This is a genomic window from Pseudomonas sp. LBUM1643 (assembly GCF_059716215.1).
This window is the reverse complement of the sequence record NZ_CP166813.1, coordinates 3,617,946-3,638,375: the sequence shown is the minus strand read 5'-3', so window position 1 is coordinate 3,638,375 and position 20,430 is coordinate 3,617,946. Positions and strand designations below refer to the sequence as shown.

The 20,430-nt window shown below is 57.2% G+C and carries 8 protein-coding genes; 5 read left to right on the top strand and 3 right to left on the bottom strand.

Translation table 11 applies throughout. The features are described 5' to 3' along the window. The first annotated feature begins 77 nt into the window (after positions 1–77). Entirely contained in the window at positions 78–4,916 is a 4,839-nt protein-coding gene (locus ACA063_RS16200; RefSeq protein WP_497662455.1) for an NEL-type E3 ubiquitin ligase domain-containing protein, read from the top strand. 169 nt (positions 4,917–5,085) lie between these two features. Continuing rightward, entirely contained in the window at positions 5,086–8,949 is a 3,864-nt protein-coding gene (locus ACA063_RS16195) for a leucine-rich repeat domain-containing protein (RefSeq protein ID WP_497662454.1), read from the top strand. A 44-nt stretch (positions 8,950–8,993) separates the two neighbouring features. Here ACA063_RS16195 and ACA063_RS16190 read toward each other — a convergent pair whose 3' ends face one another. Continuing rightward, a complete protein-coding gene (locus ACA063_RS16190) occupies positions 8,994–9,488 on the bottom strand; it encodes a DUF934 domain-containing protein (RefSeq protein ID WP_162439323.1) in 495 nt (164 codons plus the stop codon). Next, entirely contained in the window at positions 9,472–11,130 is a 1,659-nt protein-coding gene (locus tag ACA063_RS16185) for a nitrite/sulfite reductase (protein WP_162439324.1), read from the bottom strand. Before ACA063_RS16185 ends, ACA063_RS16190 begins: the two co-directional genes overlap by 17 nt. Before the next feature lie 521 nt (positions 11,131–11,651). Between ACA063_RS16185 and ACA063_RS16180 the strand changes: the two genes are divergently transcribed. Continuing rightward, positions 11,652–12,725 (top strand): ABC transporter substrate-binding protein, encoded by a 1,074-nt coding sequence (locus ACA063_RS16180; protein WP_497662453.1) that lies wholly within the window; start codon positions 11,652–11,654, stop codon positions 12,723–12,725. A 6-nt stretch (positions 12,726–12,731) separates the two neighbouring features. On the opposite strand, the gene ACA063_RS16175 is transcribed toward ACA063_RS16180, so the two are convergent. Beyond that, complete coding sequence (locus ACA063_RS16175; RefSeq protein WP_497662452.1) at positions 12,732–12,950, bottom strand: DUF2970 domain-containing protein; 219 nt, start codon at positions 12,948–12,950, stop codon at positions 12,732–12,734. Positions 12,951–13,118: 168 nt separating this feature from the next. Here ACA063_RS16175 and ACA063_RS16170 point away from each other — a divergent pair, with 168 nt between their 5' ends. Together ACA063_RS16170 and ACA063_RS16165 are read left to right on the top strand one after the other, a co-directional pair. Next, complete coding sequence (locus tag ACA063_RS16170) at positions 13,119–14,018, top strand: dermonecrotic toxin domain-containing protein (protein WP_497662451.1); 900 nt, start codon at positions 13,119–13,121, stop codon at positions 14,016–14,018. Continuing rightward, complete coding sequence (locus tag ACA063_RS16165) at positions 14,015–20,347, top strand: NEL-type E3 ubiquitin ligase domain-containing protein (protein WP_497662450.1); 6,333 nt, start codon at positions 14,015–14,017, stop codon at positions 20,345–20,347. Before ACA063_RS16170 ends, ACA063_RS16165 begins: the two co-directional genes overlap by 4 nt. The last annotated feature ends 83 nt before the right edge of the window (positions 20,348–20,430 follow it).

The following is a 20,430-nucleotide window of genomic DNA, read 5'->3' as shown; positions in this document are numbered from 1 at the left end:
CATCAAGTAATCGGAATTTTCTTTAAAGCATCTCGACGTTAGTCTGAGGGTTCTTATCAGTTCTAAGGTTATTGAGCATGCCTGTTAAAAATATTAACGCGCTACGGGTGGACATGACGCCAGAACAACAGGGCGTTTTCTTTTCTCTCATTAAACAGCAAGCACCTTCCTGGGTGCTTGAATCACCTGCAGATGTCCGTGACGCCTTGCGCCAACGTTTGTTGGCGAGTCATCAAACACGAAACGCGGTGGCGACGTTGTTGACGGCGTTGAAATCACCTGAGAAGTTTTGTCGGCCTTTGCTGGCAAAAGCCGTGTCAGACAAGTTGCGTAGAAAGCTCGATGTGCAAGGTGTCATCTTTCAGCATGTTCGTTCTACATCGAGTCTGCTGGGGCTCCGGAAAAAGCTGGTAACGCCGATTGATCGGGATCTGTTGATGGCGGCCTGCGAAAACTTCGAATCCGCCGAGACGGAGCCTGGTCACTACAATGAGTATTCTTTAATTTATGCACCTGCGCTAATTAATGGCGGCTCCGACAACATTCTGGCGATCAAACCCCATGAGTTTGCGCAACTTTGTCGAACGCTTGACTTGGGTGAGCAGTATCAAAATCACATTAAAGCGGTATTTGGTAATCTCCAGTTACGTGATAAATACGTCGCCTTTGCAAAAAATCAGTTTGAAGTCGAGATGCACATTGCATTCATGAAAAAACATATCGGCGCCGATGTGTACGACCTGCTGAAGTCGGTCAGGAATGATGCCTCATCCCTCAAGCTGGGGAAGAACTCGCCGGGTTATCAAGGCTTGGAACTACTGAATGTAAAACTGCACGGTGTGTTTTTTATTGGCCCTGTCAGCGAGCATGCAGATGACGATTACCGGTGCGTGGTGTACTTGCCGGGTGATCCTTTGCACCCGCTGAAGGAATACGCGTCGTTTAAATATTTTGAAACCGAGCTCAGCGATCGTTTGAGAAATGCCGATTTTCGCCAGTTTTTCATGCGTTTCATTTTGCTCGGTGATCGTCCCGGGTTTCTCTCGACGCTTAATGCCAGGCTGCTGTCTGCAAACACATCACCACTTCCTCAGAAAAGTGTCTATGTACCGGTCGATGGGTTCGATCTTGACGCTGAGGTGTTCGTGGCGATGTTCAACCAGCGCTCAGCACACGTCCTTGCAGATGCGCGATTACTGGTGGTGCCAACGGATGACGAGGACGAAAAAACGCGTCTGGACAGGCTGGAGACTTATAAAACCATTGGCCTCAATACGTTGCTGTTTTTCTCCTCGTTCATTCCAGTCGTCGGCGAGGCGATGTTTGCGGTCGCGGGCCTTCAGCTTCTGGCGCAAGTTTACGAAGGCATTGAAAGCTGGTCCGAGGGTGAGCAGGAGCAGGCCACGGATTATCTATTCGACGTCATCGAAAACCTGATTCTGATGACGGCAATGGCCGGCGGCGGCGTGGCGGCAGGCAAAGGCTTCAGGGTGATCAATACCTCGAGTTTCATTGGCCGCTTGAGATTCGTCACGGCTGGGTCCGGTTCTTTACGGTTATGGAAACCGGATCTGAAGGCCTATCGGCAGACTTCATCCGTGCCGCGCAGGCTCGCTGTCGATGACCAGGGGCTTGTCTCGTGGCGTGAAGGTCGATACTTGCGAACCGGCATGGATAGCTTTGCGATCCGTCCCGTACAAGGCACCGGCTTGTGGGAGATTGAGCACCCTGTCACGCCTGAACGCTATTCCCCCGTGCTGGAAACCAACGGCGCTGGTGCGTGGCGACATGAGTCCGAACTGCCGCAGACATGGGATCTGCTCACGTTGTTTCGGCGCCTCGGCTATCGCGAAGAAGACTTTTCGGACATGGAAGGAGCACAAATCCTCGCGGCCAGCGGCATCGACGAACACCTGTTACAACGGCTGTACCTCAATAGAAGCAAGCCCATGGCTACGCTGGTCGACACCACTCGACGCTTTCGCGCGGACAAGGCCGTCAGTCGCTTCATTGCGCAAATGAGCCTGCCGTCCTCCGCACCGCAAGCGGACGCCGACCTGCAGTTGCACCTGCTGACGTCCGTGGGTCAATGGCCCGAAAACGCGAGCGTGCGTATTACGGACACCACCGGGGCTGAAGTCAGGCGTTACGGCCCTGCTTCAGCGCCTCGACAAATAAACATCGCAGAGCGTCTGTTAGACAAGGGACAGTTTTATCCAGCCCTGCTGACGGCGCTTGACACGAAAGAGCGCGCACGCCTGCTTGGCGTGACGACGACCGACCAAACGCTGCAGGCGCAGGCCTTGAGCAAAATGATTGCCGAGCAGTCCGAACGCAATAGGCTGGCGCTTTTTGCCCGTGTCTATCAGCGCGCTGACGTCAGCTCGCAGACGAAGGCCGCACCTGTGCGGGAGGAGTTTGCGCAATTGCCTGCCAGCGTTGCTGACGAGTTGGTACACAACGCCGATGTTGCCGAATGGCTCGAACTCGAAGAGGGAAAGGTACCGTTGCGTCTGGTCGAAGAAGCTCGGCGGTATGCGCAAGTCGTGCGCCTGAACCGGGCGTATGAAGGGCTTTATCTGGATGCGGCAAGTGGGATGGATACGGACCGCTTGATACTCAACACCCTCAAGCATCTTCCTGGGTGGTCGAATGATGTGTTTGTCGAGATCGTCGAATGGGCTGTTCATTCGCAGGACAAGGCCACTATTGGTTCGAACGCCGCGGCACACAAGATTTACTTTGAAGCCTACCCTGACCGGTTTAAGGCGTCTGATGGTAATGACAAGGTGTTGTCCGAGCACCTGAAACGCACCCGCGCGCATTTTTTTCAAACGCTATGGGAGAGCTTGCCAGTCAATGTCCGCAACGTGCTGGGGGTCGAAGCGAACGATGCTGGTGTGGCGTTAAGGAAAAAAATCACCATGCTGGCTCTGCAGCGCCGAAGTCTCATTGCCCAGGCCATTGGTATCGAGACGGCACGCGTTGGATACAGCTCGCCTATGGGCCTGGCTGATCGGAAGGCCGAAAGAGTGACCTTGCTGGGAGCAGGCACTTCGAGCGGATCTTCAGGTCGCTCGCCAGAGGTGATGCAGCGTGCTCAGGAACTGTACCCGTTGCATTCGGATGCCGAGATCGACCGGTTCCTGACAACCCTGGGAACGGACGAAGTGCTGGTCATCAGGGCACTGGAAAATCTTCGTCAGGAAATTCATGCCATCCGTCATTCGCTAGAGCGCTGGGTCCATAGCGAGACACACTACCAAGAGGGCGACGGTCCAAGACTCAAGGTGCCGCCACACAGCAAGGAACGGGCGGCCATGGCGATTTTGCGCGCCTGGCGCAAAGAGACCGGCCTCATGCCAGGCTCGGCGCAAACGCTTTACAGCCTGGGTTTCGATGCGCAATCGCTGGGGGATCTGCCTGTCATTGTTGGTGACTTCGGTCACATCGGCGCCCTGGAGATGGACAAGGTAGGAGCGAGTGCGGGACTGAATGCGTTTCTGCGCAATTTCACGAACCTGCGCACGTTGAGCCTGGTCAACAATCATCTGACGCGAATTCCTCAAGCGATCGAGATCATGCCCAGGCTGGAACACCTGGATTTGAGCGATAACCAGATTTATCTGACGCCCGAATCAGTCAGGTTGCTGGCCGCCAGGGAACATCTGCACTCTTTGAACCTGAGCTTCAACCCGACCCTTGGGCGAGTTCCGACTGTCACTTCCCTGCAAAAACTACGGCAACTTGCATTGCGCGGCACCGGGATCAACGACTGGCCAGTGGGGGTCAACGGCCTTAGCGAGCTGCAGATGCTGGATTTGCGCGACAACCTCATCGCACAAATTCCCGAGTCGGTTTACAAGGGCCGAGCCGAGTTGAACCGCGGCACCAACGTTAATGGCAATCCGCTTTCATCCTCAAGTTTGGGTGAGCTTTCTGCTTATCAACAATCCAGCGGAATCAGCTTGGGCGTCCTGACCGCCGATTACCGTCAGGCGGCGGCAGTGCAGCCGGATTTGGCCAGGCACGGCGCCATCTGGATGAGCGGCCTGACAGGGGTGCCATTAGCCAGTAAACAAGCGCTCTGGAACTCATTGTCGGCTTATCCGTGGTCCCGGGATTTCTTTCATCTGCTTGCCCAACTGCATGACACCGCCGATTTCAACCTGCTGCAAATCGACTTGAGCAGGCGTGTATGGGACGTACTGGAGGCCGCAGGCGAAGACGATGGGTTGCGTCGGGCGTTGTTTCGGATGGCTCGTATCGGGCGAGTCGGTGCCGAAGACGCTTCGGGTCTATTCAGCGATATTGAAGTCCGGGTCCTGTGTTTTCGAGCCGTGGCTGCAGCCCGCGGGGGCGAGCGTACGCTCGAAGGAGAACTGGTTCGTTTGATGAGAGGCTTGTTTCGACTGCGGGAGGTGCAACGGCAAGCCATGATCGAGATAGGCCGTCGCGCCCTGTCCGGGTCGATCAGTCGCGCACAGGGCCAGGAACTGAGCCTGATCTACCGTGTGAGGCTGGCGCATCGCCTTGACTTGCCCGCTCAGCCGAGGGACATGAATTTCGTGCGCGATGTTGACGTTTCCCCCGAACAGCTCGAGCACGCTTACCAAGAGGTGGTCAACGCAGAGGCGTCAGCGGCACCGTCGGCCTCGATCAGTGCCTGGAGGTTCTGGTACGAGTACTTAGTCGCTACCTATCAAGAGGCATTTCACGTTGTTAATCAGCGCAGTGCTGATGCCATTGCACAACTTGAGGCGCAGGTGGACTTGCCGCGTGCAACCGCAACCCAGCGCATGAACGCGATCATTGAAAACCATAAAAACGATGTCGATCAATTAATCAGGCGCCTGACGACCGAAGCCTTGGTCAGACATCCCGGACTGACGCCAGCCGATCCGTCGGTTACCTGAACAAACAGCAAGTTAAAAGAAACCGGGTCAGGCCCGGTTTCGCCAGTTGCGACGGTGCCTTTCTTTTCACGCTGACGATTTTTCCGAGAGGGGGCGGGACCCTTTCCTGCTTACCGACCATCGGGGGAGGGTTAATGTTGAGGCTCAATCAACTGCAATGGAATGCACCATGAATGAGCTTCCTCATGACGAAGTCGCCGGCCCGCATCCGTCTCCGCGCCGGCAAATGCGCGACGAACTGAAAGACATTGTGGACGTCGCGCTGCCACAGACCCCCGAACAGTTTGGCGAGCACCAGATCACGAAAAAATGGGGGCGGGACATCGATCCGCAGACCACCTTCCTGGTCACGCTCGATTACGATTACAAGGGGCATCCTGCACAGGCCGGGATCCATCAAGGGCAAGTCGCAAACGCTCAATCGTTGCTGCAGGTTCTACTTCTCAACTACCAGACCGTCGGTGACGGACGATTCGGTGAAACAGCGTTTGGTTTATACACCCCGCCTGATGTCGGCCCGCAGGTACGCATCGTGGAGAAGGTCGATGAGTTCGCCGACCACGGCAGCGGCAATCACCAGACGTATGAAGGCATCTATCGACACACCGTTCCTCAAGTTTACGGACCCGAAACACAGTTGGCCTTGCGCCCGGCGGATTTCAAGAAATGGGTCTGGGAACTGGAGTTGCAGGACCTGTACAGCGATTACCTTGATCGGGCGTGGCCCTCGGACGAAGTCCTTATGGCACCCGCGCCCTATGCCTTGAGGACGTCGGTCAAGGCGGCATTTGTCATGAGTGCCTGGTTGCAGCGCCATGACCAAATGCTGACTCAAGAAGGGCTGCACGTAGCATTACAGGCCGCCGGTTTGCCGCCTGCGCAAACCTGGGAAACGCTGACGATCAACCCGCTGCAAGCTCCGACCCCGACGCCGTCCGCGGTGAAGGCGAGCCGCCTGAAACTCTATCGTTATACCGCCACCGATATCTGGACCTTCCGCAGCCCGTCCAGCGCCAGGATGCTGATGTACATCCCCGGTAACTCCTCGCCGCTGCATGATTTCGCCGACACCGGACACTTGCGCCAATGGGTGGTCGAGCAGGGGCGGGTCCTTGAAACGCGGCAGGCGCTTGCGCGTCATTTTGCCGAGGACGATCGCGCAGACGGCACCTATCACGCGGGAGTACTGACCGCGCTGGAGGGAATGGCCCTGTATCCTCGAATGCACCGGTTAACCCGAGAGTCCGGTTTTTTCAACAATGATGGCTACTGGGATCCTGCCGTGTACATCGGCTTCGATGACCCGCCCCCCGGCACCGATCCCTTCGCGCAACTGGTGCTGACAATGAAGCAGGCCGCCTTGGCCAGCGTCAAAACCATTCGTGACGATGCGCAGGTCAATCGCGACAATCTGAGCGCCGTTGTTGAACCAATTGTGCAGTGGGTCAATCGGTTCGGTCCTCTGGCCCTGTTCGTTCCTGGAGGTGAGGGCCTGCTGGCATTGGCGGGGCTTATCGATGCCGGTTACGGCCTGGATCAGGCCCTGAACGGTGCGACGGCAAGCCAGCGTTCAGAGGGTGTGACGCGCACGGTATTTGGCTTGCTCAATGCCTTGCCGATCCTCGGCGTCGCAGGCTCGGCGGATCGCGATGCAGCGGAAATCAGAGTGCTGGGGGAAGCTGAACGCGGTGAGGGCGAGCCTGCTGTGGCGCCGCCGGCACCTGGGGCGAGCGCTCAACCCATTCCAACCCTGCCAACCCGTCTGGAACTCCTGCGTGGAGTCGGCCCGACGGTGGCCACCTTCAGTGATGAAATGCTCGCCCAAATCGGCAGAATCAGCGCGGTCGATGACGACATGCTGCGCCTGATGCAAACCGGGCGCCCACCGACACCGTTATTGGCCGATACGATCAGCCGCTTCAAGATCGATCAGGAACTCGGGCTGGCAGGGCGCCCGGAGCAGTTCAACAGCCGTTATGAAATGCTTCAACAGTCTGCGCATGAATGGGTACGGTTGTTTCAACGTGAATACCCAGGCTTGCCAAAAAACGCTATCGAACAAATGCTCGACCGCTATGGCGTGGACATTCAGCGACCGCCAGAGGCGGCCGAGGCCTTGCAAGTGTTCAAGCGCCTGGACAGCAAGGCCCGTCAATATCAGCAGCATGTAAGGCTCAACCGGGCATATGAGGGGTTGTATCTGCGTTCGATGCTCAATCCGGAGTCGGAGGTACTGGCGCTGCATTCACTCAAAAACCTCCCTGGCTGGCCCAAAAACCTGCGGATAGACGTTCTTGATCAATCGGCCATCGGGCGAGTGCTCGACCGTACCGGCCCACTGGATGCACCGGATGTACGACACCTGATCAAGACGCAAAACCACTACCAGTACAAGGGCCGGCAAACGGACTTTTACGGTGCGGTGCTCGGGGTGTTGTCCGACGATGAGCGTTCGGTGTTGCAGCTCACGTCCCTTGATCCGGCCAGTGAGCTACGGCTCAAGATTGGCGAACAGGCAATGTCCCGGTCTGAATTCATGCTCGGATCCGGCAGGATGGACAGCAGGCTGCCCTTTGAAACCCAGGGTCTGCGGGGCGGTGGCTTTCCGGCCACACCGCAGGCAGAGGCATTGACGCACGAAATGATGAGGTTGCAGCTCAAGGACATCTATCCCGAATTTTCCACCGCAGAAGCAGATGAGGTGCTGCAACGGGCGGGGGCGAGTGCCCAGGCGCACATCGACGGGTTAAACCACCAGCTGCGGCAATTGAACATCGATCTGGACGTTTGGATAAATCAGACCGCAGACGATGTCGAAGACATGGATATTCCTTTCCTGGCTGTGGGTGACATTGACGCGCATGGGCTGAGCGCTGTGCAGATCGAGGCACATAACCTGACATTGTTCCAGAACGCGATGCAGCAAGAGCGCGCATTCAGAGAGGAACTGGCTGATGAAATCAGCGAAATCTGGCAAAAACGTGCGCCACACCACGACAGTCATTATTCAGGCAGCCACTTGACCGGTTTCGAAATAGACATGGATTTTGAGGACTGTCATCGACTGCCAAGTCTGAATGTTCGTCTTGCCGATGTGACCGGTTTGTCGATGCGTCGCTTGCATTTGTTCGAGCGTGAAAGCCTGAATGGATTTCTGGAAAGCTTCCCAAACCTACGCACCTTGAATCTGGAAGGCGTCGATTTACGCCTTTCCGATATCGATGGGAACCTGCAAAGCGTTCTGCCCCCTCAAATTCCTCGATTGCGCCATCTCACCTCGTTGAATCTCAGGTCAACCGAAATGAAATTCACGGAGGCGACTGCCTCGCGACTGAGCGAACTGACTCGATTGCAGCGACTGGATTTGAGCGACAACCCGTTGGTCGTCCCTCCTTTGCTGGTGGGGATGGAAGAGTTGCGTTGGCTGAACCTGAGAAATACCCGAATCGGCTCATGTCCGATCGGGATCATGGACCCGCCGTACATGGACGTGCTGGACCTGCGAAATAATCAGATCAACCGGGTGCCGCCGGCCGTATTGAACCAGGCCATCACCCAGGATCGCGTGCTGTTGTACGGCAATCCATTGGCCGACGAGGACACGCTGTTGCGCCTTGTGGAGCACCGCAAGCGCACAGGCATCAATCTCTGGTTAAGCGAACCGGGGCCCGAATACGGTGACGTCAACGAATGGCTACGTGAAAGCCTTCAAGAACAACGACTCGCCAGACGATTGATTTGGCTACGGCTGGAAGCGAAGCCGCTTGGCACGCGTTTTTTGCGGATTATTGACGGTCTGAGCCTGACCGCAGATTTTCGGGTGGACTACCTGCCGCTTCAGGCGCGGGTCTGGCGACTGCTGGGCGAAGCCGATGCGTCAGAGGCGTTGTGGGCCCGGCTGGTGCAGGATGTCGAAGTGGCCGAAGTCGACGCTGAAAATCCGTTTGCTCTTTTCACAGCGCTGGAGAATCAGGCGAGGCTGTACCGGGACTGGGTGGCCATGGGACGACCGATTCCGGTCGATACACACTAGGGGAGGAGTGCCTTGAACCCCGGACGGGGTTCAAGGTTTGACGATCAGCGGCGGCGGAACAGCGGCAGCGGTTCGTCAGTGGCGGCCTGATAGGTCACCGAAAAATCCTGGAGGCTTTCCAGCGCTTCGTACGGGTCTTTGTCGGCCCGCAATGCAAAGGCATCGAACCCGCAGCGACGCAGGTAGAACAACTGGTCACGCAGCACATCGCCAATGGCCCGCAGCTCTCCTTTGAAACCGTAACGGTCACGCAGGAGGCGCGCATTGGAATAGTTGCGCCCGTCGGTGAAGGCGGGGAAGTTCAGGGCGATGACCTGGAAGTTGTCCACGTCTTCACCGATTTCTTCGGCTTCTTCATCAGCGTCCAGCCAAACGCCCAGACCGCCGTCGCGAGCCTTGAGCATCCGGGCGTGTTCGCGCCACAGCGTCAGCGGGACGATCAGGTCGTCGCAGTTGCTGATCTCGTCGATGTTGAAGTCCTTGGGCAGCAAGTGCCAGGTTTCGTCGACGACTTCGTTGTTCTTAATTATTCGCTGCATAGACGCGTTCCTTGAAGAGGTCAATGCCGATACGTTGATAGGTGTCGATGAAGCGCTCGTCTTCGGTACGTTGTTCCACGTACACGTTGATCAGCTTTTCGATCACATCCGGCATGGCGTCCTGGGCGAAGGACGGGCCGAGGATCTTGCCCAGGCTCGCATCGCGACTGGCGCTGCCGCCCAGGGAAACCTGGTAGAACTCTTCGCCTTTCTTGTCCACGCCGAGAATGCCGATGTGGCCTACGTGGTGGTGACCACAGGCGTTCATGCAGCCCGAGATGTTCAGGTCCAGTTCGCCGATGTCGAACAGGTAGTCCAGGTTGTCGAAACGACGCTGGATGGATTCGGCGATCGGGATCGACTTGGCGTTGGCCAGGGAGCAGAAGTCGCCACCCGGGCAGCAGATGATGTCGGTCAGCAAGCCGATGTTTGGCGTGGCAAAACCTTGCTCGCGCAATTCGCCCCACATCGCGAACAGTTGGCTCTGCTCGACGTCGGCCAGAATGATGTTCTGCTCGTGGGAGGTGCGCAGCTGACCGAAGCTGTAACGGTCGGCCAGGTCGGCCACGGCGTCGAGCTGCTTGTCGGTGATATCGCCTGGAGCAACACCGGTCGGCTTCAGGGACAAGGTCACGGCGACATAACCCGGCTTCTTGTGCGCCAGGGTGTTGCGCGTGCGCCAGCGAGCGAAGCCAGGGTGCTGCTGGTCGAGCTCGGCCAGTTCGGCGGACAGGTTGTCCAGCGACTTGTAGTCCGGATCGACGAAGTGTTTGGCGACACGATGCACTTCTGCATCGGTCAGCGTCGTCTGGCCACCGCGAAGGTGTTCCATTTCCGCGTCGACTTTTTGCGCGAAGACTTCAGGCGTGAGGGCTTTGACCAGAATCTTGATCCGGGCCTTGTACTTGTTGTCGCGACGGCCATAGCGGTTGTAGACACGCAGAATGGCGTCGAGGTAGCTCAACAGGTCTTGCCACGGCAGGAATTCGTTGATGAACGCGCCCACCACCGGCGTACGGCCCAAGCCACCACCGACCAGCACACGGAAGCCCAGTTCGCCTGCGGCGTTGTGCACTGGCTCGAGGCCGATGTCATGGACTTCGATAGCGGCACGGTCGGAAGTCGACCCGTTGATGGCAATCTTGAACTTGCGCGGCAGGTAGGCGAATTCCGGGTGGAACGTCGTCCACTGGCGGACGATCTCGCACCAGGGGCGCGGGTCGATCAATTCGTCGGCAGCGACACCGGCGAACTGGTCGGTGGTGACGTTGCGCAGGCAATTGCCACTGGTCTGGATCGCGTGCATCTGCACGGTGGCCAGTTCAGCCAGGATGTCTGGAATATCTTCCAGTGCTGGCCAGTTGAACTGCACGTTTTGCCGGGTACTGATGTGGGCATAGCCCTTGTCGAAGTCACGGGCAATCTTGGCCATCATCCGCGTCTGGCGCGAAGTCAGTTGGCCGTAAGGCACCGCAACCCGCAACATCGGCGCGAAACGCTGGATGTAAAGGCCATTTTGCAGGCGCAGGGGGCGGAATTCTTCTTCGCTCAGTTCGCCTGCCAGATAGCGTCGGGTTTGATCACGGAACTGCTTGACGCGGTCCTCGATGATCCGCTGATCGTACTCGTCGTATACGTACATATAAGTCCTGTTCTCAGGCTTGGGCCGGTCGGTTCCAGCTGCTTTTTGTGACTTGCTGAAGTCCGATACTGCCTCGGCAATTCTGCGCGCACGGCCGCGCACTCCCAACGGAGCCGGGGCAAGATACCAGTTTGCAGTTATGCGCAAAAGTGATGTTTGAGTATATGTAAAGAACCAAAACGACTAACGAGAATCGTTGTTGATAAACCCGCGTTTGTGGTGTGGGCAATCATCGTCTTAACTGTGAGCGAGTCTTCGTGCAATCACCGATAAAACCGACAAGAGGCGATGCAATGAGCAACCCTACCAAAGCTTCGAAACCCGATAGCAAAGTGGATGCCTGGGCGATTTTGTTCCTGATTATCCTGGTCGTGGGTACCGCGATTTTCTGGGTCAGTCATCAGTAAACCACTTGGTCCGGGCCTTGTTCCGACGATTGTTGGACAAAAACCGTAGTGAACGCCGTTTTACGGGAGTCTGCCGGCTATAATGCCGGCGGATTTTCGGGGCTCGGACGATCAATGCTCAAGTTTTTCTACACCTTCCTGCTGATGACCCTGGCGGTCTACGGTCAGGTTGCGCGAGCCGAGTCGGTGGTGTTCCTGAACCCGGGGGCCACTGAGGAAACGTTCTGGGTCACCTATACGCAGTTCATGCAGGCGGCCGCCGATGATTTGGGCATCGACCTGCAAACCCTCTATGCCGAGCGCATGCCCGAGCGTACGCTGGCGCAAGCTCGCCAGGCGCTGCAAGGCCCCGACCGTCCAGACTATCTGGTCTTCGTCAACGAACAATATGTCGCCCCGCAAATCATGCGCATGGCCCAAGGCAGCGGCGTGAAGCTGTTCATGGTCAATGCGTCGTTGACGCCTGATCAGTTGAGCCTGATGGGCCAGCGGCCCGATTTGTTGGGCAGCCTGGTCCCCAACGACGAGGAGGGCGGCTACCTGATGCTCAAGGAGCTGATTCGCCAGCATCCGCCCGTGGCGCCGGGCCAGGTGATCGAATTGCTGGCGTTCTCTGGCCTGAAGATCACACCGTCGGCCCAATTGCGTGAACGAGGCATGCAGCGCGCCCTGGCCGAACACCCTGAAGTGCGGTTGCGCCAACTGGTTTATAGCGGCTGGACCCGGGAGCGGGCGCATGAACAGGCCAAGCTGTTGTTTCAGCGCTATCCAAAGGTGTCGCTGGTGTGGTCGGCCAATGATGAAATGGCGTTTGGCGCCATGCAGGCATTTTCGGAGGCGGGGGGCGTGCCGGGCAAGGACGCGTTGTTCAGCGCGGTGAACACCTCGCCCGAGGCGTTGCAGGCGAAGATGGACGGGCGCCTGAGTGTGTTGTTGGGCGGACATTTCACGTTGGGCGGCTGGGCGCTGGTGGAGTTGCATGACCTTGATCAGGGGGTAGACCTGAACCAGTACGGCGGCCGTGACCGGAAAATTTCGCTGTTGCAGCTGATTGACGAGGTGCAGGCCAAGCGATTATTGGCCATAAAAACCTCGACGGACTACGGCGTCGATTTCCGTCGCTTGTCCGCGAAAGGCAAACCGACGTCCTATCGTTATCCATTCACCTTGCAAACGTTGATGCGTTAAGCCGCGTCATACGCCCGCCAGATGCAGCACCAGTTTGACGATGACGAACAGCGTCAAAGCGAACACCGCCGTGAACAAAATCCCCAGGATGACGAAGTGGCTCGGTTTGCCATGGGTAAAGTCGCGAGCCCGATTTTTTCCGCTTTGCACACCAAACGCCGCGGCCATGACACTGTGCAGCATCTGCCAGAAGCTCGGCGGTTTGTTGTCGACTGGATCGTCCATAAATCCCTCGTTACGAAAGTCGCGTTGATACAGAGCATAGACAATTTGCCGTCGGGTGCCTTCGATCAAGCAGCGGGATACAGGATCCCGTCCCGGACACTATCTATGTACCGCAGATGAAATCGCGGCGAATGGTGTGCTGTCGCTCCCTAAGCAAAGGAGTGACTCATGTCCTCGCAATCGCCCCACCCCACCAAAGACGAAAAGCCGTCAGCGACTGATAGCATCCACGGCGAGTTCCTCGAAAAAGCGATCCCCCAGTGGCTGGTTGACGCTTCGCCGCAACGAAGGACGGCGCTCAAGGAGGCAGGAACGGTCATGCCGGCCTGGTATCTGAACGCCACGCCCGGACAACGCAAGATTATCAATGAAAGCTTCAAGGCCAGTGCTGTCGCGCAGGCCCGGCTGGATAAGACGATGTCGACCTTCAAGGACATCGACGCGTTCGCCGAGCCGTTGCTGCTCAAGGCACTCAAAGACCAGTACGCGGTAGAAGTGGATGTCAAAAAGACACACTTGTGCCTGAGGCGGCCTTTGGCGCTGGGTGTTTTAGAAGTGGAAATTTCGTCGTTCGAGTTTATGAAATTGTCGATGCTGCAGGCGGCATTGCATAACTTCGAAGCCTGGGAATGCAACCCTGGGGCGTACCATAAGACTTCCGGGTTTTTGGTGGCCACTTCCACACCCGATACGTACGCGTCAGCGGCCGTAAACCTGACGGTCAGCCAGTTTATGGCCCTGTGCCGAAGCCTTGATATCGGGGCGAAATACCAGGCCTATCTGCAGTCGTTCTTCCACCCTGCGGACGCAGGGGCTGAAGCGACACTTCGACAACACTTCATTGCCAGCCAAAAAGCGGCCATGAGAGCCGCCGCTGAACAGGCATTGATAACAAATGATATCGAAGCAAAGGATCACGCGATGATCCTGTCGGTGATCAACGGTGAGGTCCATCCCTGGATGGGCAAAAAACAAGTCTGGTTCCACGACATGGGCTTGATGAAGCACAGGATGACAGGCTGCGTGGCGTTCGTGATCTGTGAAAGTATCGCTATAACGATGAGTTGATTCTTTACATTCCCCACGATCCGGCGCACCCGTTCAAGCGTTACAGCGGGTCGCAGATGGAGCAGGAGTTCAAACGCCTGTTCATGGGCCCGGACGCCTTGCACCCCGGTGTCAGCGAACCGAACAACTACCAGCGTTTTTTCAGCCAATTCGTGCCGTACGATCAGCGATCCTATTACTTCAGCCAGTTTACTCAAAAGTCGGCGGACTCCCCAAGCGACGTCTTCAGGTCTCCTTGGAGAACAGTTGTCGAGTTCATCAGTACGGCTTCATCCCTTACCTATATCAAGGAGTTGCCTCCTGAGCGGCCCGGCAAAATGGAGCCTGCGTCTGAACCTTACATCGCGCCATCGAGCGTCACCCGTAAGGGACGAGGCATCTGGGCTGAAAACGTTGATCTTTGGACCTATCTTTACGAACAAAACCGCGACAAGGTCCTGGCCGACGCCCGCAGCCATGCAGTGCCCTCCAATGACGTTGACGTCAAGGCGCGAGAGGCGAAACTTGCCCGCCTCCTTCAGATCGGCATGTTGGGGGTGAACATGGTGTCCATGTTCATTCCGGTGCTGGGCGAAGTGATGATGGTGGTCATGGCGGGCCAGCTGTTGTACGAAACCCTGGAAGGTGCCGTTGAGTGGAGTGAGGGTGATAAGCGGGCGGCCAAGGCACACCTGGTCGACGTGGCCGAGAACCTGGCGCTGATTGGTGTAATGGCGGGCGTGGGAGCAGGGGTCGGTAAACTGACGGCGGTCAAGCCCGAGCCTTTGATTGACGACCTGCATCCCGTCACGCTGCCCAATGGTGAAACACGACTATGGAGGCCGGACCTTGGTGGTTATGAAAGCCGCGTGACGCTGGACGCCCATTCCCGTCCGAATGCGTTGGGGCAACACGTTATAGACGGCAGAACGTACATCCGCGAAGGCGACATGGTTTACGAGAAGTTCTTTGACGAGTCGATCCAGAAATGGCGCATCAAGCATCCAACCGACGCTAACGCTTATCAGCCTGTTCTCGAAGGTAACGGCCTCGGGGCGTGGCGCCACACGCTGGAGCGTCCGCTGACCTGGGACCGTCTGACACTGTTGCGCCGTATGGGCCACGAAACCGAGGCGTTTTCTGACGCAGCGCTGCTCAGGGCCGCCGATGTCAGCGGCGTGAGCGATAACGCTTTGCGCAAAATGCACGTGGATCACGCCGCGCCTCCACCCGAGCTGACAGATGCCATGCGTCTGTTCAACGCTGATTCGGGGGCGGGGCAGGTGATCGAGCAACTGCACGGGACGCGACCGATTGATGATCGCTACTTCCATGCGTTGCCGTTGGTGACGAGGATGCCAAGATGGCCGACCGGTCGGGTGCTGGAAGTCTTCGAAGGGCCCGGCCTGTCGGGGGAATCGATCAAGTATGGCACTGAGCGTCCTTGGCGTGGTGATGCCGGCAAACCCCTGATCAAGGTGAGCCGGGCAGATGTCTTGAAAGGAGCGTTGCCCACTCGCATTCTGGCAGCACTGAATGAATCCGAAATCACCCACCTGCTTGGAGGGGAGGGGGCACGTGTCCGCGCATTAAGATCCGAAGAGCTTGGCAGGCAATTTGCCGACTACGCGCAGACTCGTCAGCCAGCCATTTTTGACGCGCTATACAAACGCGCCGATCCGGGGGATGTCCGGATCAGCAAGTTGCAGCGCGAATGTCCCGGGCTCAGCGACGCCGCTGCGCGCGAGGTTCTGGCCCATGGCAGCCCGGATGACCTCGCACGACTGGACGCCACGCACCGCACTCCTTTGAAAATGCTTGAGGACGCTCGGTGGTACGCGCTGCAAGGCCGCCAGACTCGGGCATACGCGGGGTTGCGCAGCGAAAATATGGCCTCGGCAGACAGTCGGCGATTGGCCTTGCACGCCCTGGAAAACCTCCCGGGCTGGCCGGATACATTGCGTCTGGAGGTCCGCGATGGGAGTGACACGGGTACGCTGCTTGACAGTATTGGTGGCGAGGCCGCACCCGAGAAGAAATACCTGATAAAAAACGGTCCACAGTACCAGGCGTTCAACGGCCGGGGAGAGACACTCAACAGCCTGCCCAGGCAGGGCGATAATTTCTACGCATCCATCATGCATGCCTTGCCTGATGACGCGCGCTCCAACCTGGGGGTTTCCAGGGGCAGTCAAAGCAGCGAGCTGCAAAGAAAAATCATCGATTATGCGGACGCTCACCGCAGTGAAGCAGCGCGTGTGCTCGAGCCACAAGCCAAGCCGTTCAAGCCACCGGTGCGGGTCAACGAGAAACTGCTGGGTTACTACGCCAGCGGGCGCGGCAAAGGGCTGAGTCCGTCCTTGATTTCCCGGGTCGAGGCGCTCTATCCGACTCCAGCACAGGCAGACGCATTTATCCGACAACAGCTCGGGCAGACCGAGAAGCAAATCTATAATGTTCTGGAAACACGTACGCGTGATTGGCAGGCGCTGAACTGGTCACTAGATCAATGGGTTGGAACCCCCGGGAGCTCAAGCTTTCACCACAGGACTCAAGTCGCGCAAGCGTTCAAGACCAGCTGGCGTAACACTCCGTTAGCCGGGGAAGTCTCCGAAGCCGCGCAGCTGAACCTTATCTGTGATGAGCCATTGCCACCGCTCACCACGGACTTTTCGCATGTCCGTGAACTATCGGTAGCGGGACGCGGCATGACGGACGCTAATGCCGATGCATTGCTTGCACGTTTTCCAAACGTCAGAACACTGTCGATAGGTGGCAAAGGAAGTGCCTTTGGCGGTCTTGCAGCCAGGCGCCAACCACTCACTTCTTTGCCGCAGGTGGTCGGTGAAATGCAGGCGCTGACGCATCTGAGGTTTTCGACAGATGCGAATTCACTGGCAGCGGATTTCCCGACCCGACTGAATGCGCTCACTTCTCTGGAGTCGTTGGACATCGACTACTCCGGTTTTACCTCTGAGGCAATCCATGCAATTGATTTGGCGTCGTTTAGCCAACTTAAATCATTGAAATTAAACGCGCCCTATTCTTTGACGCAATGGCCGTCCTACGGTCAAAAACTGGAGCAGCTTGAACGTCTGGACCTGTCAAAAACTGCTATCAGCACACTTCCCGATGCGTTGTTTACCGGCCATGAAAAACTGTGGGCGGGCTTGTCGATGGATTGGTCCAGATTTTCTGTCGAGGCCTTCAAACCTGCTTTTGAGTACGCAAGCAATTACTCTGGGCCGTTGGGGCATCTGGCTGATGTGAATCAGATGGTGAATGAATATTGTCGCGGGGAACTGAAGTTCCTGATGGGAGACGCCGGTTTCATGGACCCTCTGCACGCGAGAATCATGAGTACCTGGAACACTCCCCGGACCCGGCTCGCCGCCATTGAGGCCCTGAGCGCTGAGCATACCGGAATCTTTCGGCCATTCTATGAACCGACCGGGTTCGCAGGGTTGAGATGGGCGCAACGTTCCTTTCGTTCGGTTTCAGGGCATAACGCCAGTGTGTTTCTTGCCCTTGAGACGAGCTGGCGTGGGGCCGTGCGCCAACGCTATGGATTGGTCGCAGATGTGTCCGTGTTCGAACTGCCAAACGTCGGGTTGCGCATGTCCGAAGTGCTTCGCGATGAAAAAATCAAGACGCTTCCACGCTTGCCGGCGGGCAGTTTTTCCCATGTTCAAACATTGCGTCTCGGATGGCTGGATGTGCCTATCGAGCAAACACGTGGTTTTGTTCAGGCGTTCAGCGGAACGCGAACCCTTGAAATCAGCGGTAATGGCTTGACCGAGCTGCCGATCGTTCCCGGTGACCTTCCGGATTTGACTCGGCTTGACCTGTACAACAACCGTATTGTCGTCACGCCGACCGTCCAGAACCAATTCAATGGGCTGAAAAATCTTGAGTACCTGAACGCGGGCAATAACCCGTTGAACAATCTTGATGTCAGCGCGATGACTCAGTTGAAGGCGCTGAACCTGAGAGGGACGAAATTGCAGGCGTGGCCGAAGGGGGCCGAAAGCTTGCCTCAACTGTCCTGGCTTGACTTGCGTGACAACGGGCTGACATCGCTTTCTCCCGAGGCGCTTTCCCACGAAGATGCACTGATGAAAACCAGTCTGACGGGTAACGCATTCAGCGTTCAAGGCGAGGCCTCCCTGAAAGCGGCGCAGCAGCGGATCGAGAACGCAAAGGGATTGTCCGAAGGGACATTGCAACGTTTTGCGCAGGAGGCGGTGCCATCGGATTTCCCGCCGACAGAGACCGGTTGGTCGATCGCTCGTAATTTACTGTCATTGCCCGAGCAGGCCGTCGACATCGAAGGGGCCGCCGGTTTTGTCGAGCGCTTGCGCCGTTTGAACCCGGTCATGACCGAGGACCAGGCCCTGCAAAGGATCCAGCGCCTACGCAGCGATGGCATGAACACTGTGCAAATAGATACGCAGATCAACGACTGGAACCAGACATGCGTTTCGCTGACGCGGCGGTTGAACAGCTGGCTCTACACCCGGGAAGTACGAACGGCCGGAACCCTCGTCTCCTCGGAAACCCGCTCCTTCGCAGCATTGCGCATCCAGGAGTTGTGGCAGGAAGGTTTGATAGATCACAGCACCGCCCCAGGGCAAGAACTAAAACTCAATGGCCTGCAGACGGGTGATCTGCCTGAACTTGAGGTGCAGTTTCCACAGGTGACAACGCTGGACCTGACGGGCGTCAGGCTCACCGCTCAAGGCTCCAACGATTTCTTGAATGCTTTCCCTCGTCTGAACAGTTTGGCGTTGAGCGGTAACGAGCTCACGCAATTGCCAAGCGCCGTTCAGCACATGAGTCAGCTTGAGCGATTGGAACTGGCCGCCAACCACATCGCGGATCCTGTACCTCTCTATCAACAACTGGGCACAGAGCGCCTGCGTTGGCTGGATTTGAGCCAGAACACGCTGGACGGGTTCAGTGTTCGCGCATTCAGCCGACTGGAGACGCTGGATCTTGGTTACAACGGTCTCCGGCAGTGGCCCGAGGGGGCGCTGGATGCTGGGCACCTGAGCACAATGAACCTGAGCGGCAACTCCATCACGCAAATCCCGGGTGAGTTGCTCAACGGCAATCATGATGGATTGGTGGCCGGCACGGATTTGTCCGATAACCTTGAGCTTTCGCTACAAACACTTGAACAGCTCAGGGATTATGGTGATGCAAACGGGCGCGGGGACGTGATGGGGATTTCCCGAGAGGAAATCATCAGGCGAATCGAGGATCCCCTTACTGATGATGAAATCGGCTCTGATGGGGATTCGGACGATGACAGTGACGGTGACAGTGACAGTGACAGTGACGGTGGAGGTCGCCCTGACACACATGCGGTCGTTCAACCTGTCGAACCCCTCTTGAACCCTGGACTCGATACTGCAGACCCGGCATTGGAACCATGGCTTGCCAACACGCGTTCTGAGCTGGCAATCGTCAGAAGGGTACTCTGGAGGCAACTGGCCCAGGAAGAGAATCATGAACGTTTCTTTCAGTTGATTACGCTGTTGCGTGATACCGATGAATTCAGATTTGTTGGCGCTGACCTGACGCGACGGCTTTGGGACGTCATGGAAGCCGCTGCCGAAAATACCGAACTGCGGGAGTTGCTGTTCCATAACGCCGAGACCCACGGCACCTGCATTGACGGCCGAATCCTGACGTTCAGCGAGCTGGAAGTCCGGGTGTACGTGTACCACGCTTTGCGCAACATTCCCCCAGGCCGCCCCATGCGCAGAGGCCAGGCCTTGTTGAGGTTGTCACGGCAACTGTTCAGGCTGGACAGGGTAGAGACATTGGCGGATGCGGCGGCACAGCACCGCGATAGAGCCGAGGTGCGCCTGCGCTATCGAATTGGATTGAGGGGGGGGTGGGCAGACGGGCTGGATTTGCCGGGGCAGCCTACCCACATGGCATTCGATAGACCGATCAGTGGGCGACTTTTGGCTGATACCCGGGCGTCAATTCTTGCTGCCGAGCATTCCGACGCGCTCCTGGACAGTATGGTCGCCCGTGATTATTGGACGAGTTATCTGGAGGAGCGATATCCAGACGAAATCGCCGGCATCAATGATGCCATCGATGAAGAACGTCAACAGGGACTGAGCGAACTGGAGGATCGTAGAGAAAGGGGGGACATCAGTGCGCAGGATTACGATAAGGAGGTGGTGACACTGGGCAAAATCATTCAAGCCAGTCGCAAGCAGAAACTGATCGAGTTGTCTCGAAGAGAAGTACGGGATCTCCAGAGTCTCGCCAGCAACACTGAGCAACCCGGCACGCGTGAGCCCCAACCCGGGCCTTCACGACGTAACTGAGTTCGAGCCTTCCATCTGAATCCGTTGGCGTGGCTCCGGTCTGTAGGAACATGGCTTGCCCGCGATGGCGTCCTTGAATACGC

What these genes read in the sequence shown, in the direction of transcription:
- ACA063_RS16180 (WP_497662453.1), top strand. Translation starts at nt 11,652, where the DNA reads ATGCTCAAGTTTTTCTACACCTTCCTGCTGATGACCCTGGCGGTCTAC.
- ACA063_RS16200 (WP_497662455.1), top strand. Translation starts at nt 78, where the DNA reads ATGCCTGTTAAAAATATTAACGCGCTACGGGTGGACATGACGCCAGAA.
- ACA063_RS16175 (WP_497662452.1), bottom strand. Translation starts at nt 12,950, where the DNA reads ATGGACGATCCAGTCGACAACAAACCGCCGAGCTTCTGGCAGATGCTG.
- ACA063_RS16190 (WP_162439323.1), bottom strand. Translation starts at nt 9,488, where the DNA reads ATGCAGCGAATAATTAAGAACAACGAAGTCGTCGACGAAACCTGGCAC.
- ACA063_RS16185 (WP_162439324.1), bottom strand. Translation starts at nt 11,130, where the DNA reads ATGTACGTATACGACGAGTACGATCAGCGGATCATCGAGGACCGCGTC.
- ACA063_RS16170 (WP_497662451.1), top strand. Translation starts at nt 13,119, where the DNA reads ATGTCCTCGCAATCGCCCCACCCCACCAAAGACGAAAAGCCGTCAGCG.
- ACA063_RS16195 (WP_497662454.1), top strand. Translation starts at nt 5,086, where the DNA reads ATGAATGAGCTTCCTCATGACGAAGTCGCCGGCCCGCATCCGTCTCCG.